General features: G+C 67.4%; 20 protein-coding genes and 1 tRNA gene. 8 read left to right on the plus strand and 13 right to left on the minus strand.

What is annotated here, in order from left to right; all coding sequences use genetic code 11:
• Window positions 1-88: 88 nt before the first annotated feature.
• The 4 genes from A5750_RS20760 to A5750_RS20775 all read left to right on the plus strand — a co-directional run bounded on the left by A5750_RS20760 (window position 89) and on the right by A5750_RS20775 (window position 4,106).
• On the plus strand, window positions 89-694 hold the full coding sequence (locus tag A5750_RS20760) for a TetR/AcrR family transcriptional regulator (RefSeq protein WP_066957422.1): 606 nt from the start codon (window positions 89-91) through the stop codon (window positions 692-694).
• The gene (locus A5750_RS20765) at window positions 691-1,509 is read left to right on the plus strand and encodes a hypothetical protein (protein WP_067265410.1); all 819 of its coding nucleotides are present in this window, start codon (window positions 691-693) and stop codon (window positions 1,507-1,509) included. The genes A5750_RS20760 and A5750_RS20765 overlap by 4 nt, the downstream gene beginning before the upstream one ends.
• Window positions 1,510-1,599: 90 nt before the next feature.
• Window positions 1,600-3,540 (plus strand): alpha/beta hydrolase, encoded by a 1,941-nt coding sequence (locus A5750_RS20770; RefSeq protein WP_067265412.1) that lies wholly within the window; start codon window positions 1,600-1,602, stop codon window positions 3,538-3,540.
• The gene (locus A5750_RS20775; RefSeq protein ID WP_231989268.1) at window positions 3,537-4,106 is read left to right on the plus strand and encodes an LppA family lipoprotein; all 570 of its coding nucleotides are present in this window, start codon (window positions 3,537-3,539) and stop codon (window positions 4,104-4,106) included. The genes A5750_RS20770 and A5750_RS20775 overlap by 4 nt, the downstream gene beginning before the upstream one ends.
• Before the next feature lie 13 nt (window positions 4,107-4,119).
• Here A5750_RS20775 and A5750_RS25975 read toward each other — a convergent pair whose 3' ends face one another.
• The 8 genes from A5750_RS25975 to A5750_RS20810 all read right to left on the minus strand — a co-directional run bounded on the left by A5750_RS25975 (window position 4,120) and on the right by A5750_RS20810 (window position 10,505).
• Window positions 4,120-4,740: a hypothetical protein gene (locus A5750_RS25975; protein ID WP_156659759.1), complete on the minus strand. Its 621-nt coding sequence runs from the start codon at window positions 4,738-4,740 to the stop codon at window positions 4,120-4,122.
• A 16-nt stretch (window positions 4,741-4,756) separates the two neighbouring features.
• Window positions 4,757-5,815, minus strand: coding sequence for a hypothetical protein (locus tag A5750_RS26435; protein WP_067265415.1), 1,059 nt, complete (start codon window positions 5,813-5,815; stop codon window positions 4,757-4,759).
• A gap of 2 nt (window positions 5,816-5,817) precedes the next feature.
• Window positions 5,818-6,117, minus strand: a complete 300-nt coding sequence (locus tag A5750_RS20785) for a hypothetical protein (protein WP_231989269.1) — start codon at window positions 6,115-6,117, stop codon at window positions 5,818-5,820.
• A 150-nt stretch (window positions 6,118-6,267) separates the two neighbouring features.
• Window positions 6,268-6,340: transfer RNA gene (locus A5750_RS20790), tRNA-Ala, on the minus strand.
• A gap of 50 nt (window positions 6,341-6,390) precedes the next feature.
• Window positions 6,391-7,419, minus strand: a complete 1,029-nt coding sequence (gene glpR, locus A5750_RS20795) for a gephyrin-like molybdotransferase receptor GlpR (protein ID WP_067265417.1) — start codon at window positions 7,417-7,419, stop codon at window positions 6,391-6,393.
• Between the two features lie 152 nt (window positions 7,420-7,571).
• The gene (locus A5750_RS20800; protein ID WP_197505487.1) at window positions 7,572-8,225 is read right to left on the minus strand and encodes a GNAT family N-acetyltransferase; all 654 of its coding nucleotides are present in this window, start codon (window positions 8,223-8,225) and stop codon (window positions 7,572-7,574) included.
• A gap of 21 nt (window positions 8,226-8,246) precedes the next feature.
• Window positions 8,247-9,539 (minus strand): gephyrin-like molybdotransferase Glp, encoded by a 1,293-nt coding sequence (glp, locus tag A5750_RS20805; RefSeq protein WP_067265420.1) that lies wholly within the window; start codon window positions 9,537-9,539, stop codon window positions 8,247-8,249.
• Window positions 9,540-9,593: 54 nt separating this feature from the next.
• Entirely contained in the window at window positions 9,594-10,505 is a 912-nt protein-coding gene (locus tag A5750_RS20810) for a UTP--glucose-1-phosphate uridylyltransferase (RefSeq protein WP_066957434.1), read from the minus strand.
• Between the two features lie 76 nt (window positions 10,506-10,581).
• On the opposite strand from A5750_RS20810, the gene A5750_RS20815 reads away from it, so the two are divergent.
• The 4 genes from A5750_RS20815 to mscL all read left to right on the plus strand — a co-directional run bounded on the left by A5750_RS20815 (window position 10,582) and on the right by mscL (window position 12,881).
• Window positions 10,582-11,181: a 5-formyltetrahydrofolate cyclo-ligase gene (locus tag A5750_RS20815; RefSeq protein WP_067265423.1), complete on the plus strand. Its 600-nt coding sequence runs from the start codon at window positions 10,582-10,584 to the stop codon at window positions 11,179-11,181.
• An 88-nt stretch (window positions 11,182-11,269) separates the two neighbouring features.
• Entirely contained in the window at window positions 11,270-11,608 is a 339-nt protein-coding gene (locus tag A5750_RS20820; RefSeq protein WP_066957439.1) for an FmdB family zinc ribbon protein, read from the plus strand.
• Window positions 11,609-11,675: 67 nt separating this feature from the next.
• Window positions 11,676-12,353: an SAF domain-containing protein gene (locus A5750_RS20825; RefSeq protein ID WP_067265426.1), complete on the plus strand. Its 678-nt coding sequence runs from the start codon at window positions 11,676-11,678 to the stop codon at window positions 12,351-12,353.
• A 66-nt stretch (window positions 12,354-12,419) separates the two neighbouring features.
• Window positions 12,420-12,881 carry a large-conductance mechanosensitive channel protein MscL gene (gene mscL / locus A5750_RS20830; protein WP_066957443.1) on the plus strand — a complete coding sequence of 154 codons (462 nt, stop codon included), beginning with the start codon at window positions 12,420-12,422 and terminating at the stop codon, window positions 12,879-12,881.
• 4 nt (window positions 12,882-12,885) lie between these two features.
• Here mscL and A5750_RS20835 read toward each other — a convergent pair whose 3' ends face one another.
• The 5 genes from A5750_RS20835 to rpmF all read right to left on the minus strand — a co-directional run bounded on the left by A5750_RS20835 (window position 12,886) and on the right by rpmF (window position 17,484).
• Entirely contained in the window at window positions 12,886-13,443 is a 558-nt protein-coding gene (locus tag A5750_RS20835; RefSeq protein ID WP_066957446.1) for a molybdenum cofactor biosynthesis protein B, read from the minus strand.
• Window positions 13,443-14,912, minus strand: a complete 1,470-nt coding sequence (locus tag A5750_RS20840; protein ID WP_066957448.1) for a S1C family serine protease — start codon at window positions 14,910-14,912, stop codon at window positions 13,443-13,445. Before A5750_RS20840 ends, A5750_RS20835 begins: the two co-directional genes overlap by 1 nt.
• Window positions 14,913-14,987: 75 nt before the next feature.
• Window positions 14,988-16,538: a HAMP domain-containing sensor histidine kinase gene (locus A5750_RS20845; RefSeq protein ID WP_067265429.1), complete on the minus strand. Its 1,551-nt coding sequence runs from the start codon at window positions 16,536-16,538 to the stop codon at window positions 14,988-14,990.
• Between the two features lie 16 nt (window positions 16,539-16,554).
• Window positions 16,555-17,244: a two-component system response regulator MprA gene (gene mprA / locus A5750_RS20850; RefSeq protein WP_066957451.1), complete on the minus strand. Its 690-nt coding sequence runs from the start codon at window positions 17,242-17,244 to the stop codon at window positions 16,555-16,557.
• A 66-nt stretch (window positions 17,245-17,310) separates the two neighbouring features.
• On the minus strand, window positions 17,311-17,484 hold the full coding sequence (rpmF, locus tag A5750_RS20855) for a 50S ribosomal protein L32 (RefSeq protein ID WP_007168835.1): 174 nt from the start codon (window positions 17,482-17,484) through the stop codon (window positions 17,311-17,313).
• Between the last annotated feature and the right edge of the window lie 70 nt (window positions 17,485-17,554).

Raw genomic sequence — 17,554 nt, forward strand, 5'->3', positions numbered from 1 at the left:
AGGGCAGTCGGTCCGGCTCTTCGATCGCCCCTCGATTCGTTGACGGCCGTCATTGACGGGCGTCAGTGACTTGCCGTACCGTGCAGCCATGGAGGCACAGGCCCCTCCCGGAGCCGCAACATCGGCGCGGGGCGTCCGGGAGGCTCGACGACTCGAGACCCGGGCACGCTTGTTCGACGCCGCGCTGGCCGAGATTGCGCAGCGCGGGCTTGCCGCCGCCGACGTGAGCGCCATCGCCGCCGCGGCGGGCGTGGTGCGGGGAACCTTCTATTTCCACTTCCCGACGAAGGAGCACGTTCTCGCCGAGTTGGAGCGCAGCGAGGAGACGCGGATCATCAGCGAACTCGGCGCCGCCAACGGCGACCTGTCGTCGATCCTCTCGCAACTCGTGGCCCACGTCCTGGATGCCGAAAAACGTTTGGGCGCCGCAGTTTTCCGGGATATGCTCGGCCTACACTTCTCGTCGTCCCGTCCGGTCGAAGACGAGTTCGCGCAACACCCGCTCGCACGGTTTCTGGTGGGCCTCATCAGCCGGGCGCAATCCGCGGGGCAAGTCTCGGCCGAGGTAGACGCCGCGGAGCTCGGCACGTTCTTTCTCACCGGGCTCTTCGCGCTGCTGGCCACCGGAACACACGATCCTGCGCAGTTAAGCCGTTACGTGACAACGATTGTCAAAGGAATGGAGAAACGATGAACGGCATCGAAGGGTACCGGGACTTTCTGGCCCGGCGTGACGGCGAAGCCGACCTGCTCAACAGGCGGTTGGCGAATCGCGAGCATTTCTTCAACGAGCTCGAGGCGAACCCCGTCCGGTCAGCCCATCCCGCCGACCGAGACACGTTCCTTCGCAACCTGCGCCGCCGGCGACCGGAAGCCGGGCTGGATCCGAAGATGCTGTTCCTGCTGGCAACGGCCAAACTGAACCAGGCTGAGAGGTTCGGAGTCGGACTCGGGGAAACCTACGGGCGCAACAGCGATCAGAACCTGCCGCCCGAGAACGTTTACCTCGAACTCGAAGAGCACTACCACACGCGGCTGCTCGCGTACGCCCTCGACATCTTCGATCTGACGTTTCAAGTCGTTCCCCCACCGTTCGTGATGCGCCAGTTCGTGAAGACCGGCGTTTTCCTACCCGAACGGCCGAGCTTTCTCTTCGTCGGAGCCGCTGAGATGGCGGGCTGCATCATGTTCGACGAGCTACGGCGCGCCGGCATCAAACTGTTCGCGGACGAACCGGAAGTCGCCGAGCGAATCGAACTGCTGTACAGCGAGATCCTGACGGACGAGATCGGACACGTCGGCTACTGCGCATCGCGCTGCACCGCCGGGGAGCGGGCGATCATGCGGCGCCTCTATCCACTCATTGGACGAATGTTCGCTCGCCAGACCGCCGAGATCAGCCTCCTGATCGACCCGAAGGCGTTGCACGCCCGGCTCAACCGCCCCTTCAACGTCGACGAACTGACCGCCGACCTGGACAACGAAACGTATCTCGTCGCTCACCCGTGACGGGTTGAGCGCTTGAACACGGGATCCCAATTCGGGGAGTAACGTCATCAGCCTGTCCGGGGAACGAATGGCGAACTTTCTGGCGGTGCGATGCAGCTGGTCTGGCTCAACGTTGCCGATTTGATCGGCCAGGCCGGCGGTGACCCGTGGGCGATCAACCGGAGTCTGCAGGCCGGCAACCCGTTCGAGATTTCTCAATTGGCGGACGCCTTCCACCAGGCCGGCGTGTGCACCGCCGAGGCGGACCATGCGTTCGAGCAAGCCCGTAACCGATTCGACGCGGCCTGGAACCACCAGAACGGCGACCACCCGATCAACGATTCGGCCGAGGTGCAGCGGACGGTCAAATCGCTTGGGGCGCAATGCCTGAAGCTACCCAAGATCGGGGTCGACCTGGAGAACATCGCGGCCGCCTTGGCCGAGGCGCAGAAGGCCGGCGCCGCCCAGATCGCCGCGCTGGAACGGCAGTTGCAGCTGCTCGACAAGCTCATCGGCGCGGCGATGAAGGATCTGGAGGACCCCAAACTCGACCCGAGCAGTCGTTCCCAGCTGGAGTCGTTGATCAAAGACGCCCGTGCCGACGCCGCCGACGAGACCAGGGATGCTTTGCACCAGCTGCAGTCGATCCGCGACGGCTACTCCAACACGCTGCAGAGGTCACTGGGCGCCTTGCACGGCGACGGATACGACCAGTCGGGTATCCAGGCGGTCGAGGGTCCGCTGTCGCCGGTACCGGACCTGCCGGACGACCCCAAGGAATTTGCGGACGTCTGGAACACTCTCACGCCCGCGCAGAAGGACCGGGAGTACCAACGGAACCCAATGATCGGAAATCACAATGGGATGCCCGCGGTGGACCGGGATCATTACAACCGGCTCAACCTGGCCGACGAACTGGGCCGCGCCCAGGCGGCCGCTGCACAGGCCGACGCGCTGAAGGCCCAGCATCCCGATTGGGCGGCGGGCAAGAACATTCCGCCGCCGAACGAGCCGGGGGCGATTTTCGACGACCGCCTCGCCTACGAGGCGTGGCAACGCCAATACGATGCCGCCCGGGACGGGGCCAAGTACCTGCCCGACCTGCAAGCCGTCGACAGAACCGTCAAAGCGAGCCCCGATCGCAAGCTCATGCTGCTCGACACCAAAACCGGTAAGCAGGCCCGCGCCGCGATCGCGGTCGGAGACCCCGACGCGGCCACCCACGTATCGGTCACCGCGCCCGGCTTGAACACCACCGTCCACGGCGCCATCGGGGGCATGGTGTCCGAGGCGACCGACGCGAGAAAGGAAGCGCTCCGCCAATTGAGCCTGACCCCTGGGCACGAACACGACACCGTGTCGGCCATCGCGTGGATCGGTTATGACCCGCCGCAGGTGCCGGGCTTCGACGACATCGGCAAATCGCTTGCCGGCGGGTGGGATGTCAGCCACGACGCCGTCGCCAGAGCCGGTGCCCATGACCTGGCCGGCTTCTACGACGGGATTCAGGCCGCCCACCACGGCGGCCCGGCCGACCTCACGGCGATAGGACACTCCTACGGCTCACTGACCACCGGCCTTGCCCTGCAAGAGCCCGGCGATCACGGGGTGTCGCGAGCGTTGTTCTACGGCTCACCCGGCATCGAAGCCTCCACACCGCAACAGCTCCACCTGCAGCCCGGGCACGTGTTCACCATGGAAACGCCCGACGACCCGATCCAGTGGACCTACGACGGCCCGGCCATCGCCCACGACGTCGCCCCCTTCCTGCCGCCGCCCTTCCGGGACCTCGCTACAAGTGTCCTGGGCGCGGCGGACGCCTCCGGCGCCGGCCACTTCGGCCCGAACCCGGCGACCAACCCGAACTTCACCCACCTGGCCACCGGTCCCGCCACCGTGTCTGACGGCGATGGCGGCACCCTCACCCTTCAAGACGCGCACGGCCACAGCGACTACCCTCGCTTTCCCGACGGCGGCGGACTCAGAACGACCAACTACAACATCGCCGCCGTCCTCGCCGGACTCGGAGATAAGGCGGTTCCCACGAAGTGAGCAACAACCAGACCAGCGCCCGGAACCTGCAACGCCACGGCATGCTGTGCATCGCCATGGCCGCAATCGCACTAGCCGCAGGAGGATGTCACGTGAACCAGCCCTACGCGCCTACCCCACCCAACGACGCGACCAAGGCCCTCCAGGTGCTCAAGTCCCTGCCCTCGTTCGAGGACACCCAAACCCAGGTGCAGGCCGCGATGAACGAGATCACCGCCGCGGCAAGCAAATTGATCCCCTCGATCAGGTGGGAGACACCGCACGAGGGCTCCGGCGACAACTGCGAGCGACCGTACGAGCAAACCGACGGCAAACGCTACTTCCTCCCCGACGCCGTTGCCGCCAACGTGCCGGTCTCCGAGCAACAGTGGGCGACGATCCAAGAGACCGCCAAACAGGCGGCCGCCAAGATCGACGCCACCGACGTGCAGGTGATGCAGAACAGCCCCGGAAACCACGACGTGGGGTTCTACGGCCCCACCGGGATCTTCATCAAGGTCGGCTACCGGGGGAACCTCGTCGTCGCCGGCTACACCGGCTGCCGGCTGCCCCGCGACAAGAAATAGGTCGCGTGGTCGGCTATTCCGCGGACCAGAAATACGTGTAGTACTCCCGGACTTCCATTACCGATGACCACTGCGGAAATCCAGCGATAATCTCGGCATCGCCCAACTCCCCCATATCGGGCGGAGTATCGCCCAACCCCTCGATCTGCCCGATGTAAACACGAGCTGCTTGACCCGACACGGTCAAACGACCGAACCGCAGAACATAGTCCGGCGGTTCAGCGCCCTTCGAACCCTCAAGAGGCAGTGGCGCGCCGGCCGCATCAACAGCCCACGAATCCTCGTTCCCGGCATCCCGCGTCGGGAATGGCCCCCCGGCCCGTGCAGATCGCGTCGGCTCCCAATCACCATATTGAGCGTGCCAGGGGCGCTGACGCACCTGGTCGTCGTTCGACCAGGTCACGCCTCCCACGCCGTTCAGCACGACCAGGGCCGCGTTCGAACCCTCGAAGTCGCGACACCATTGAATGGCGCACAGAACTCCGACGCGGGAGCGCTGGGGTGACAGGCGCATATCAATGAACTCGGCTTCATCCAGCGCGCCTACCAAGACGAGGGGATTTCGTCGCGAGGACGTTGTTGCCTCCACCTCCGGTGTGAATTCGTAAAGCTGACTGACCGGATAAAGACTCATGGGTAGTAGCTTCTCCTCACTCCGGCAACGGTATATGTGCGAAGTCGTCGGATGGTGGAATCGTCCGTCCGGTAAAAGGATTCACCGTTTGCCCCATGCCATTCATATACACTACATAACCATTCGGATACTGGGGCGTCGGCTCCATGACGCGAATAGTTGTCACCCGCGGATCGCAGCCCGCCTGTCCGGGCTGGATGGGGAAAAGCCACCCCTTACCGGAATCTGCTGGCCCGGTTGAACTTTCGCCGGCAGGAACGCCCGGCAGCTGCTCCCCGTGCGGGCCGGCGACGGTTTCCGGCGGATGCTGATGGAATAGGACGTCAAGATATTGCCGCTTTTCCGAGTTCAGCTGCTCAGCCTCGAAGTTGAAATCGGCTCGTCGCGGATCATTGGGCGGCAGCCGATCAATGACCGGCTTATCGATATTGTTGTGCTCCCAAATCCTCCGGTTGACATCCCGCAGGCCCGCCTTGGCTTGCTCGCGTGACATCGCCGGCTGCGGAGCGTCTTTGAACGTGTGGTTGGCGACGCCACGAACGTGGTTGTCGGCCGGGAAGGTATCGCGGATGCCGGCGACCGCGACACTGATTTTGCCGGCGACCTCTTGGTCGAGGCTCACGAGTTGCACGGCGCGCTGGCGGATATCGCTCGCCAAGGCCTGCGCCTGAGCTTGCCGAGCGGCCTGCTGCACGGTCGAGCCGCCGACCATACGATCGCTAACTGAAAGATCTTCGCCAACAACAAACCCCGCGCTGCGCCCGTCTTCGACGGCGTAACGCACCCGGGAGCGAGCCGCGGTGAGATCTGAAGCGGCGCCGCGTGCGACGCCTGCCGCGGCTCGGAGTTGGTCGACGACCGCGCTGGTGCTTGTCATATCGGAGTGCGTCGCGCTGCGCACCGCGAGAGCGGCATCGCCGCGCCAATCGACTGACAGCGCGTCCCGCCACACCTGGTGCGCGACGCCATAACTGCGCTCGCCGACGGTCTCCCAGTAATCGGCCGCCTCGGTCAGGTGGTCGGTCGGCCAAGCCAACAGCGCGGACAAGCCGGGAACCCCAGCGACCCCCGCCATTGCTACCCGCCGTTCACCGACGGTGCCACCGCAGCGAATTCCGTGGCGGAAGCGGCTTCACTGGACGCATAGCGGTGATCCGCTTCAGCGACAGCAGTGGCGCGTGTCCCCACCCGTGCGGCCAATCCGCTACTGAACCGGGCCACGTCGCTGTGGGCGGCGGTGACCGCAGACGCGCTGGCCTGACAGGACAAACCCAGCGTCGGGGCCGCCAGCGTCTCACCGAGATCGCCAGCCAAGGCGCTCCAACGGGTGGCCATCGCCTGCACACCGGCCGTATCCACACGCAATGGTTGAGACACGAGCGAAGTGTATGCAGGCGAATTTACGCCTGCCAGTCACCGCGACCACGCCGGACCTGGCCGCCGCGCGCGGCCGGCCAAACTGCCGCGCGGTCTCCGCAGACGGCTCCCGATATTGCTCGAACGATGGCCTGACCTGCTCAAACTCTGTGGAGCTAAGGGGATTCGAACCCCTGACCTACTCGATGCGAACGAGTCGCGCTACCAACTGCGCCATAGCCCCTGACCGCTAGCAGGCTACCAGCCGCGGCACGAACCGCCGAACTGCCGGCACTACTCGCCGACGGCGCGCGGCAGGTCCCGGGGCCAACCGAAGTTCCGCATCGGCATCGCGTAGTCCAGGTGCTCGAAGATCGGATCCTCGTCGTCGATTTCCAGCACCACCGCGCCGGGACGCCGCAGCCGAGACGGGACCACGTCGTAGTCGCGGTCGTAGGCGTTCTCCACGCCCATCCGCGCCCGCGCCATCCGCTGCATGCGGCGGTGGCGCACCTTCTCCTCGATGCGGGTCTGGCGCCGCAGGTACGCCAGGTACAGCAGCGTCACCGCGGTGGCGGTGCCGCACGCCCACCACGCGCTCGGCGAGATCTTGAACGCGGCTGTGGCCGTGCCGACCAGGACGACCGCCATCACCATCAGCACGCGCCTGCGGAACTTGTACTTGCGGGCGCTGACCGCGGCGGCGGTCTTCGCGTCGAACCGGCGGCGACGGGAGGAGTTCCGCGGGATCGGCGCCGGCATTTCCTCGTCGTCGGCCTCGGCCTCCGGCTCCAGACCCGAAGAGTCCTCGACGTATTCGAAGCCTTCGTCGTCTTCTTCGTCGCCGGCGTGGGCGACGATATCGGTGTCGGAATCCTCGTCGTCCTCGGCTTCCTCCTCGACCGCCGCGCCCGCCGGAAGCGCCTGTGAATCCTCGACGACGTCGACGTCGAGGTAGTCGGGCTCGGTGCGCTCGGGCGCCGCAACCTTCATGACCACCGGGCGCAACTGGCGCAGTTCCTCGGTGTCGTGGTCGTCTGCGTCCTCTTCGTTCTCCTCCTCGGCGAGGTCGCGGTCCTCGTCGAGCTCGGTTTCGGCCGACTCTTCCGGTGGCTTCCAGTCCGGGTCGGTGCGGTGACCGGCGGCCGGACCGCTGCGCTTGATCAGGCGCGAGTTCCCGCCACCGTTGAGGACCCGGGTCGCCAGGGCCACGTCGCTGGTGCGCCGCACGGCGTCGCGTTTGCTGACCAGCATCGGCACCAAGACGAACAGCCAGAGCACAACGAGCGAGATCCACAACAGTGACTGCGGAATGCTTGGCATGACGACCTGCTCTCTTCGGTTCCGATCCCCGCGAGGCCCACCGGGTCCAGCGCGGCCGGGTCTTGGTGACCAGGACAATTACACACCTGTAATTTGCCTCTCACAAGCACCATGAGTCACTCGTGTCGCGGTAGCCACATCGCGAGGGGCCGTCAAGCCCAGCTGGCGTGTCCGCCCCGGACCAGGGTCGAGGCCACCGATCCGGACACCTCTTCGGCGGTGATGGCCATCAAGAGATGGTCCCGCCACGCCTTGTCCACCTCGAGGTAGCGCTGCAACAGCCCCTCCTGGCGGAACCCGACTTTCGCCAATACGGCTCGGCTGGCGGCGTTTTCGGGCCGCACGGTGGCCTCCACGCGGTGCAGCATCACCGGGCCGAAGCAATGGTCCAGGCCCAGCGCCAACGCCGCCGTGGCCACGCCGCCGCCCGTCGCCGACCGCGGCACCCAGTAGCCGATCCACGCCGACCGCAGCGCCCCATGGGTGACGTTGCCGATGGTCAGCTGGCCACAGAACTGCCCGTCGAGCTCGATGACGTAGGGCAACATGCGGCCGGCACGGGCCTCGGCGCGTAGGCCGGAGCACAGCGCCGGCCACGCGGCGACCGTGTGCCGGGCCGTCCAATCGCCCTCCGCGCTGGGCTCCCACGGCTCGAGGTGCGCGCGGTCGGCCAACCGGATGCGGCTCCACTGGGCGCCGTCGCGCATTCGCACCGCCCGCAACCGAACCACCCCCGCCGGGACGCGCAACGGCCCGACGTCCAGCGGCCAACCCGGATGACGGGCGTTGGTACGCAACAGGTTCACGAACGCGCGGAGTCGTTGCACTTAACCGCGCTGAGCCAAGAAGGCGACGTCGACAATCTCGCCGGTGCGGATTTGTTCGGCGCCGCTGGGCACCACCACGAGGCAGTTCGCTTCGGCGAGGGTGGCCAGCAGGTGGGAGGACGCCCCCGGGGCTCCACCCAGCGCCTGCACCAGATATTCACCGGTCTCCTGGTCGCGCATCAGCTGGCCGCGCAGGTAGCCCTTGCGCCCGGCGACCGAAGTGATGGGCGACAGCGTGCGGGCTTGCACGATCCGGCGCATCGGCTGGCGCTTGCCCAGGGAAAGCCGGATCAGCGGCCGCACCATCACCTCGAAGACGACCAGCGCGCTGACCGGGTTGGCGGGCAGCAGGAACGTCGGGACACCATCGCGGCCCAGCTGCCCGAATCCCTGGACGGACCCGGGATGCATCGCTACGCGGACGACTTCCATCTCCCCGAGCTCGGAAAGCACCGACCGCACCCGCTCGGCCGCGGCACCCCCGACGCCGCCGGCGATCACCACCACCTCGGCCCGGTTGACCTGGCCCTCGATGACTTCGCGGAATTCGCCGGGGTCGCTGCTGACGATGCCGATGCGGTTGACCTCCGCGCCGGCGTCGCGGGCCGCCGCCGCCAACGCGTAGGAGTTGACGTCATACACCTGGCCGTTGCCCGGGGTGCGCGAGATATCGACCAGTTCGCCGCCGACGGCGACCACCGTCACCCGCGGCCGCGGATGCACCAGCACCCGTTCGCGCCCGACCGCCGCCAGCAGGCCGACCTGGGCCGCGCCGATGACCGTGCCCGCACGCACCGCGACGTCACCGGGCTGCACATCGTCCCCGGTGCGGCGCACGTACGCGCCCGATGGTGCCCCGCGCAGGATCCGCACCCGCGAGCTGCCGCCATCGGTCCAGCGCAACGGGATGACGGCGTCGGCCAGCGTGGGTAGCGGGGCCCCGGTGTGCACGCGGGCGGCCTGGCGGGGCTGCAGGCGGCTGGGCGTGCGCGCACCGGCCTCGACGGTCCCCATCACGGGCAGGACCAGGCCCTCGCGCCGGTCTTCGTCGAGCTCCGCATCGCCGGGCGGTTCGCCCAGACTGTCGGCGCCCACTTCGCCGATGCCCAGCACGTCGACGCTGCGCACCGCATAACCGTCGATCGCGGCCTGATCGAACCCGGGCATGGGGCGCTCGGTGACTACTTCCTCGGCGCACATCAGCCCCTGCGCCTCGGCGATGGCCACCCGGATCGGCCGCGGAGCCACCGCGGCGGCCGTTATCCGGGCCTGCTGCTCCTCCACAGAACGCACAGCGCGCCTCTCTGCCCTAGACGGGCGCCGTGTCGGGCCGGGCGCATCGGCCGGCTACTTCTCGGCCAGGCCTAACCGCGCCACCAACCATCGCCGCAAATCCGGGCCGTAGTCGTCACGATCCAATGCAAAGTCAACCGCAGCCTTGAGGTAGCCGCCGGGATTTCCCAAGTCGTGTCGGGATCCGTGATGCACGACGACATGCACGGGGTGGCCCTCCGAAATGAGCAGGGCGATCGCATCGGTCAGCTGCACTTCGCCGCCCACCCCACGGTCGACGCGGCGCAACGCGTCGAAGACGGCGCGGTCGAGCACGTAGCGGCCTGCCGCGGCCAACATCGATGGGGCGTCCTCGCGCTTGGGCTTCTCGACCATGCCGTTGACCTTCAGCACGTCGGGGTTGTCGTTGCCGGGCACCGGCTCGACATCGAAAACCCCGTAGGCGCTGATCTCTTCGGGCGTCACCTCGATGGCGCACAACACCGTGCCACCGTGGTCCGCTCGCACCTTCGCCATCGCCTCCAGCACGCCCGTCGGCAGCACCAGGTCGTCGGGCAGCAGCACCATCACGGCGTCGTCGTCGGACGTCAGCGCGGGCTCCACGCAGCTGATGGCGTGCCCCAAGCCCAGGGGCTCGGCCTGCACCACGGACTCGACCTTGATCAGCTGCGGCGCGCGACGCACCTTGTCGAGCATGGCCTTCTTGCCGCGGGCCTCCAGCGTGCCCTCGAGGACCAGGTCCTCGACAAAGTGCGCGACGACGCCGTCCTTGCCCTCGGAGGTGATGATCACCAGGCGGTCGGCGCCCGCCTCAGCCGCCTCGGCGGCGACCAGCTCGATGCCGGGGGTATCGACGACCGGCAGCAGCTCCTTGGGAACCGTTTTCGTCGCGGGCAGGAAGCGGGTACCAAGACCGGCAGCGGGCACGATCGCCGTGTGTGGGACCACCACTTTTGGGCTTGACATTGTTCACACGATAACCCGAACACGGTTTGCCGAGTCGATGTGGCGCGGCCGAAGACCCGGCTGCAATGGTTAACCCATGGCAACCACCAGCAAGGCCGTGTTGCGGGGGCAGCTGCAGGCGGCCCGGCGTCGCGTTGCCGACGCCGTTCGGGCCGACGAGGCGCGCATGTTGTGCCAGCGACTGGAGGCCGCGGAAAACTTCCTGAGCAGCGGGAGCACGATCTGCGCATACGTGCCGGTCGGCGCCGAGCCCGGCTCGATCGACATGGTGGACGTGTTGCTGCGGCTGGCCGGACGGGTGCTGCTACCGGTTGCGCGCACCACCGCCGACAACACGCCGCTGCCGTTGCGCTGGGGCGAATACCGGCCCGGCACATTGGCATCGGCGCGGTGGGGATTGCTGGAGCCTCCGGAACCGTGGCTGCCGGCGTCGGCGATCGCGGAGGCGAGCCTGATCCTGGTGCCGTCGTTGGCCGTCGACCGCTCCGGGGTGCGGTTGGGCCGGGGTCGTGGTTTCTACGATCGCTCCCTGCCCGGCCGCGACCCCCACGCCCGGCTGATCGCGCTCGTGCGCGACGCGGAGTTGGTGGACGAGTTGCCCGCCGAGCCGCACGACATACCGATGACCGATGCGCTCACCCCGCGGGTGGGACTAATACCACTCGATCTGGGATAACAGATCGGGAATGAGCGGCGTCACGTGGCGGTTCTAGCACTTGAGACGTTAGAGTGCTAACAGACTTTGCAATCACCCGGAGGTTTTTGTGCCGACTTACAGCTATCAGTGCACCGAGTGCGACGATCGCTTCGACATCGTGCAGGCCTTCACCGACGATGCGCTGACCACCTGCGAGCGCTGCTCCGGGCGGCTGCGCAAGCTCTTCAACTCCGTGGGCGTGGTGTTCAAGGGCAGCGGCTTCTACCGCACCGACAGCCGCGAGTCCGGCAACAAGAAGTCCACGAGTTCTACCAACGGGTCCTCGTCGAGCGATTCCGGGTCGACCTCGGGATCCGCGGAGAAGTCCGGGTCGAGCGAGAAATCCGGCTCGACCGAGAAGTCGAGCAGTACCTCGACGGCGTCCGCCGCCGCTGCCTCGAGTTAACGGGTTATCCACAAACGCTTTTGCCGCCGGCATGCGCCGGTGACCGCGTTGCGCTTACGTTCGCGGAGTGGGCGAATCATCGCTGAATCCAAGCCTGTTCAGCCGCCTCTTGATGCTGCGTCCGGATTGGACCAAGACCGTGCTGGCGCGGCGTGTCGCCGCCGGCGGGCTCGTCGTGCTGGCCGCCCTGGCGGCGCTGCGCTCCGACCCGGCCGGTGACTATGCCGAGGTGCTGATCGCCGATCACGACCTGCGGCCGGGCGCCGCGTTGACCCCCGCCGATGTCCGTCTCGAAAAGCGTTTGGCCTCAACCGTTCCCGATGGGTCACTGACCGACGTCAGCGCCGTGGCCGGTTCGACGCTGGCCGGCCCGGCGAGGCGCGGCGAGGTGCTCACCGATGTGCGGCTGTTGGGCAGCCGGCTGGCCGAGGCCGCAATCGCGTCGAAGGCGGGTCCCGGCGCCCGCATCGTGCCGCTGCGGCTGGCGGATAGCGCCCTGATCGACCTTGTCCGCGTCGGCGACGTCGTCGACGTGCTGGCCGCACCGACAACCGGCTCACCGGAGACTCCCCAGGCCGCCCCGAAGGTGGTGGCCACCGACGCCGTCGTGGTGCTCGTGTCGGCCAGGCCAAAGGTGCAGGGCGCGGACGGTGACCGCGTAGTCTTAGTTGCGCTGCCGGCTCGCGTGGCGAATACGGTGGCGGGCTCGGCGCTGGGTCAGGCGGTGACCCTCACCCTGCACTGAGTGCCTCCCCGCCGTCGGCCACGCGGCCGACAGCAAACTCTGCCCAATCCCAGGAAGGACATCTCAATGTTCAAAGGGTTCAAGGAGTTTCTCTCGCGGGGCAACATCGTCGACCTGGCCGTCGCGGTGGTCATCGGTACCGCCTTCACCGCACTGGTCACCAAGTTCACCGACAGCATCATCGCGCCGCTGATCAACCGGATCGGCGTCAAACAGCAATCCAACGTCGGCGCCTTGAAGATCAGCATCGGCGGCGGCCAGACCATCGACCTGAACATCCTGCTATCGGCCGCGATCAACTTCGTGCTCATCGCCGCGGTCGTCTACTTCTTCGTCGTGCTGCCCTACAACACGCTGCGTAAGCGCGGTGAGGTCGAGCAGGCCGACGACGCCCAGGTTGTTCTGCTCACCGAAATCCGGGACCTGCTCGCCCAGACCGACGGAGATTCGTCGGGCAAGCACGGCGGGACGACCACTACGCCCCCACCCGAGCACGGACCACGCGCCGACGCCGAGTCACAGACCTAGGCGGTCAGATCTCCAGGCTCGACAGCTGCCCGATGATTTGAGCGGCCAGCGGATTCAGCGTCGCCATTCCGTCGCGCACCGCGTACCGGGAACCGGCCAGGTTCACCACCAACGTGCTTCCGGACACCCCGGCCAGGCCGCGTGACAGCCCGGCGTCGATGATCCCCGCGGACAGCCCCGAGCCTCGAATGGCTTCGGCAATGCCGAGGATTTCCCGGTCCAGGATTTCGCGGGTGGCCTCCGGGGTGACGTCGCGCGGGGTGACACCCGTACCGCCAACGGAGACCACCAGGTCCACGCCGCCGATCACCGCGGTGTTGAGCGCGTTGCGAATCTCGACCTCGTCCGCCGCGACCGCAACCACACCGTCGACGACGAATCCGGCCTCGGTCAGCAGTTCGGTTACCAGCGGACCGCTGTGGTCCTCGTCCCCGTGAGCGGTGCGATCGTCGACCACCACGACCAGGGCCCGGCCGACTACCAACTCCGCACCCGTATCCATGGGTGCCACGGTATAACCGAGCTCCGACAATCCCGCCGCCGAGGGTTCTTCGACTCGCATTACTGATCCGCCTTCCCCAGGGTCACCGGCACGGTACGGCTGCCACCAGCGGGATCCTGGAAGGTCAGCGAGATCTTGTCGCCGGGCGCCTTGGACCGCACGGCCGCGACCAGGGCGTCAGCGCTGCTGATCGGACGATCGTCGACCTTGGTGACGATCACATTCTTGGGCACGCCGGCGCTCGAGGCCGCACCACCCGGCACGACGTCGACGACCTTGGCGCCCGGGGAGCCCTTGTCGTTCGTCACCTGCACGCCGAGCGAGGCGTGGGACGCCTTGCCGCTGCTGATCAGCTCGTCGGCGATGCGCTTGGCCTGGTCGACCGGGATCGCGAACCCGAGCCCGATCGAACCGCTCTGGGCATCCGGCGAATCGGCACCCAGGGTGGCGATGGCCGAGTTCACGCCCACCAGCTGGCCGTTCATGTTGACCAGCGCGCCGCCGGAGTTACCCGGGTTGATGGCGGCGTCGGTCTGGATCGCGTCCAGCACGGTGTTCTGGTTGCCCGACTCACCCGTGGTGGACACCGGCCGATTCAGCGCGCTGACGATCCCGGTGGTCACCGTGCCCGACAGACCCAGTGGCGACCCGATGGCCACCACCGGTTGGCCGACGCGGAGATCCGACGAGGAGCCCAGGGAGATCGGGGTGAGGCCGGAGACGCCCTGCACGCGGATCACGGCGATGTCGCTGGTGGGATCGGCGCCGAGGACCGTGAAGGGTGCGGTGCGGCCGTCGGCGAAGGTCACCGTGGTCTTGGGCGCCGGACCACCGGGTCCGCCACCGGGGCCTCCGGGCGGACCGCCGGGGGGAGCCGCGGGGCCCTTCGGCGGCCCCGCGGCCGCCGCGACCACGTGGTTGTTGGTCAGGATCAGCCCGTCGGCGGAAAGGATGATGCCGGAGCCCTCTTCGGACTGGCGGCCCAGATCCGTCTCCAGCATGACGACGCTGGGCACCACCTTGGAGGCGACCTGTTCGACGCTGCCCGGCGGCATGTTCGCCGCCGGGACGGTGGGGGCGCCGATGACGCTGCGCCCGTTGCCGCTGGTGGTGTGCGTGCCCAGCTCGACAGCCGTCGCCGCGGCCCCGCCGATGCCCGCCGACACCACCGCGATGGCCAACGCGCCTACGGTCAACAGCCCTGCGCGGGAACGTTTTTGGGGGCCCGGCGGCAGCATAGGGGGCAGCATGCCGGGAATCGGGCCGGTCCCAGTGGCCCCGGGCAGGGGGCCTACCCCGGTTCCCCCCGGCGTCCGGCCCGGACCGGTGCCGTTGTACGGGTCGTAGGGCTGCCGGAATTGGGAGGTCTGCGAACGCTGCCGCCAGTCGAATGGCTGGCTATACGGTTGCTGATGCCCCTGGCCGTAAGCAGAGGTCCCCGGGTGGGTCGGGGTGGGCGCAGGCTGATTCGGCGCGGGACGATATCCCGGCTGCTGCGGCGGTGGCGAATACCTCGGGTCATTCGTCATGTCGCTAGGTCGCACTTCCTCTATCTCAGTATCGGCTCGTCGGCTCGACTGGGTTCTTCAACAGTAGCTGCAGACCTACCTTGCCCGCGCGGACTGAGAGTCCACTGAGATAACGTTCGCGGGTTCCCGAGAGTTCGACTGGTCGCCGGCCACGGGGACGGTGGCATCGGTGCCGGACTCTTCCTCTGGGACACCCGCGGCGGGTGTCGGATACGGCGACGGGGGCATCCGCCGACCGGGTAGCAGCACATAAAACGAGGTTCCCGGCGGCTGTCCGCCGGGCACGGTGTCCTCGACACGAAGCAATCCACCGTGATTCAGCACGACCTTTTTGACGATCGCCAGCCCGAGCCCCGAGCCGGGCATGGCGCGTGCGGTCGTCGAACGGTAGAACCGCTCGAACACCAGCCGGCGTTCGTGCGGCGGAATGCCGGGCCCGTGGTCGGACACCACCAACTCGGCGTGCGACGGGTCGAGTTGCCGCATGGTGACGCCGACATGACCGCCCGGTGGGCTCCACTTGGCCGCGTTGTCCAACAGGTTGAGCACCGCACGCGACAGCCCCGCAGCGTCGCCGTGCATCTGCCAGGGCGTGATGGCGACGTCGAAGTGAATGTCGTTGCGGCGCCGCCGGACTCGCTCCAGGCTGCGATCGACCACCTCGGACATGTCGACCGGTTCGTGCACCACCTGGCCGGCATCGTCGCGGGTGAGGTCCACCAGATCGCCCACCAGCGTGGACAATTCCTCGATCTGGGCCAGCACGTCGGCGCGGAGCTCGACCATCTCCTGCTCGGGCAGCCGCGGCGCTCCCGGTTCCATCGATGCCATCAGCAGCTCGACGTTGGTGCGCAGGGACGTCAGCGGGGTGCGTAATTCGTGTCCGGCGTCGGTGACCAGCCGGGCTTGCCGCTCGCGGGACTCGGCCAGTGCTCGCAGCATCAAGTTGAATGCCTCGGTGAGCCTGGCCAATTCGTCGCTACCGAACACCGGAATGGGCCGCAGGTCGTCGGTGCGCGCCACCCGTTCGGCCGCTTCGGTGAGGCGGGCCACCGGACGTAGCCCCGCCCTGGTGACCATGCCGCCCGCCACGGCCGCGACCGCGACGCCGATGCCGCCGACGATCAGCAGCACCCAGCGCAGCTTGGTCATCACCGCCTCGGTCGGTTTGAGGCTCTTGGAGATCAGCAGCGAACAGCCGTTGGGCAGGTGGATGGCGAGGACTCGTTGATCGAGCGCGGTGCGGCGGGACATGAACAAATCACCGCGGATCACCGCCTTTTCGGGGGCGCCGACCGGCAACGTCTGACCCGGCTGCTGGGCGGTGTAGATCGAGTGACCCGGGTTCACCAGCATCGCGTTGACGTCCGAATAGGCGGTGCCTTCGATGGCCTTTCCGGGGTCGGCGGCCAGTGAACCGCTGGCGATCAACAGCTGCGCACGGCTTTGCAGCTGGTTGTCGATATCGCTATACAGCGCAGCCGAAATCACCGCATACACGGCGAATGCCATCAGCACCACGACCATCGCCACCATCGACATCGCCAGCAGCATGACGCGCCACCGCAGCGACAACGAGCTGGTGGCACGCAGCGGTACGCGTTGGGGTCGTTGGTACCGGATCATCGTCGGAGGCGGCTCATCACGGCGGTGTTTCCCGAAGGACGTAGCCCACGCCGCGCACCGTGTGGATCAGTCGTGGCTCGCCGTCGGCCTCGGTCTTGCGGCGGAGATAGCCGACATAGACCTCCAGCGCGTTGCCGGAGGTGGGGAAGTCGAATCCCCACACCTCCTCGAGGATCCGGCTGCGGGTGAGCACGCGGCGCGGATTGGCGATCAACATTTCGAGCAAGGCGAATTCGGTACGCGTCAGGCTGATTTGGCGTTGCCCGCGAGTCACTTCCCGGGTCACCGGGTCCAGCGCCAGGTCGGAGAACTGCATGGGCACCGATTCGGCGTCATCGTCATCCGGCTTGGTGCGGCGCAGCAGCGCCCGCATCCGGGCCAACAGCTCCTCCAATGCGAACGGCTTCGGCAAGTAGTCATCGGCGCCTGCGTCCAACCCGGCGACCCGCTCGGATACCGAATCGCGAGCGGTGAGCACCAGGATCGGCAGGTCGTCGCCGGTGCTGCGGAGCTGACGGCACACCTCGAGGCCGTCCAGCCGCGGCATCATCACATCGAGGACGAGCGCGTCGGGCCGGTCGCTGGCGATCATGTCGAGCGCCTCCAGCCCGTCATGGGCCAACTCGACCGAGTAGCCATTGAAGGAAAGCGATCGACGCAGCGACTCACGCACTGCGCGATCGTCGTCGACGACCAGTATCCGCACGGGCCTAGTGTCGTCCCGACGCCTGAGAGCGGGCTGAGAGGCGCGCCGGGTGTTTGCCGAGATTAACTAACGCCGGTCCAGGTCGATCAGACCGAGGCGGGCCGCCTTGAGCAGCCGGCGGGGCACCTTGTGCTTCTGGCCTGCGACCGTCACACCGACGAGCTCGGTCTTGGTGGCCTTCCACTGCGCGCGACGGCTTCGGGTGTTCGCGCGCGACATCCTGCGCTTGGGTACGGCCATGGTCGGGCCTAACTCCTCGTGTCCGGGGGCTTGTCGCGCGGGCGTGGCCCATGGGGCCGAACGTGCGACG

The organism is Mycobacterium sp. 852002-51613_SCH5001154 (assembly GCF_001667425.1).
Classification (GTDB): Bacteria; Actinomycetota; Actinomycetes; order Mycobacteriales; family Mycobacteriaceae; genus Mycobacterium.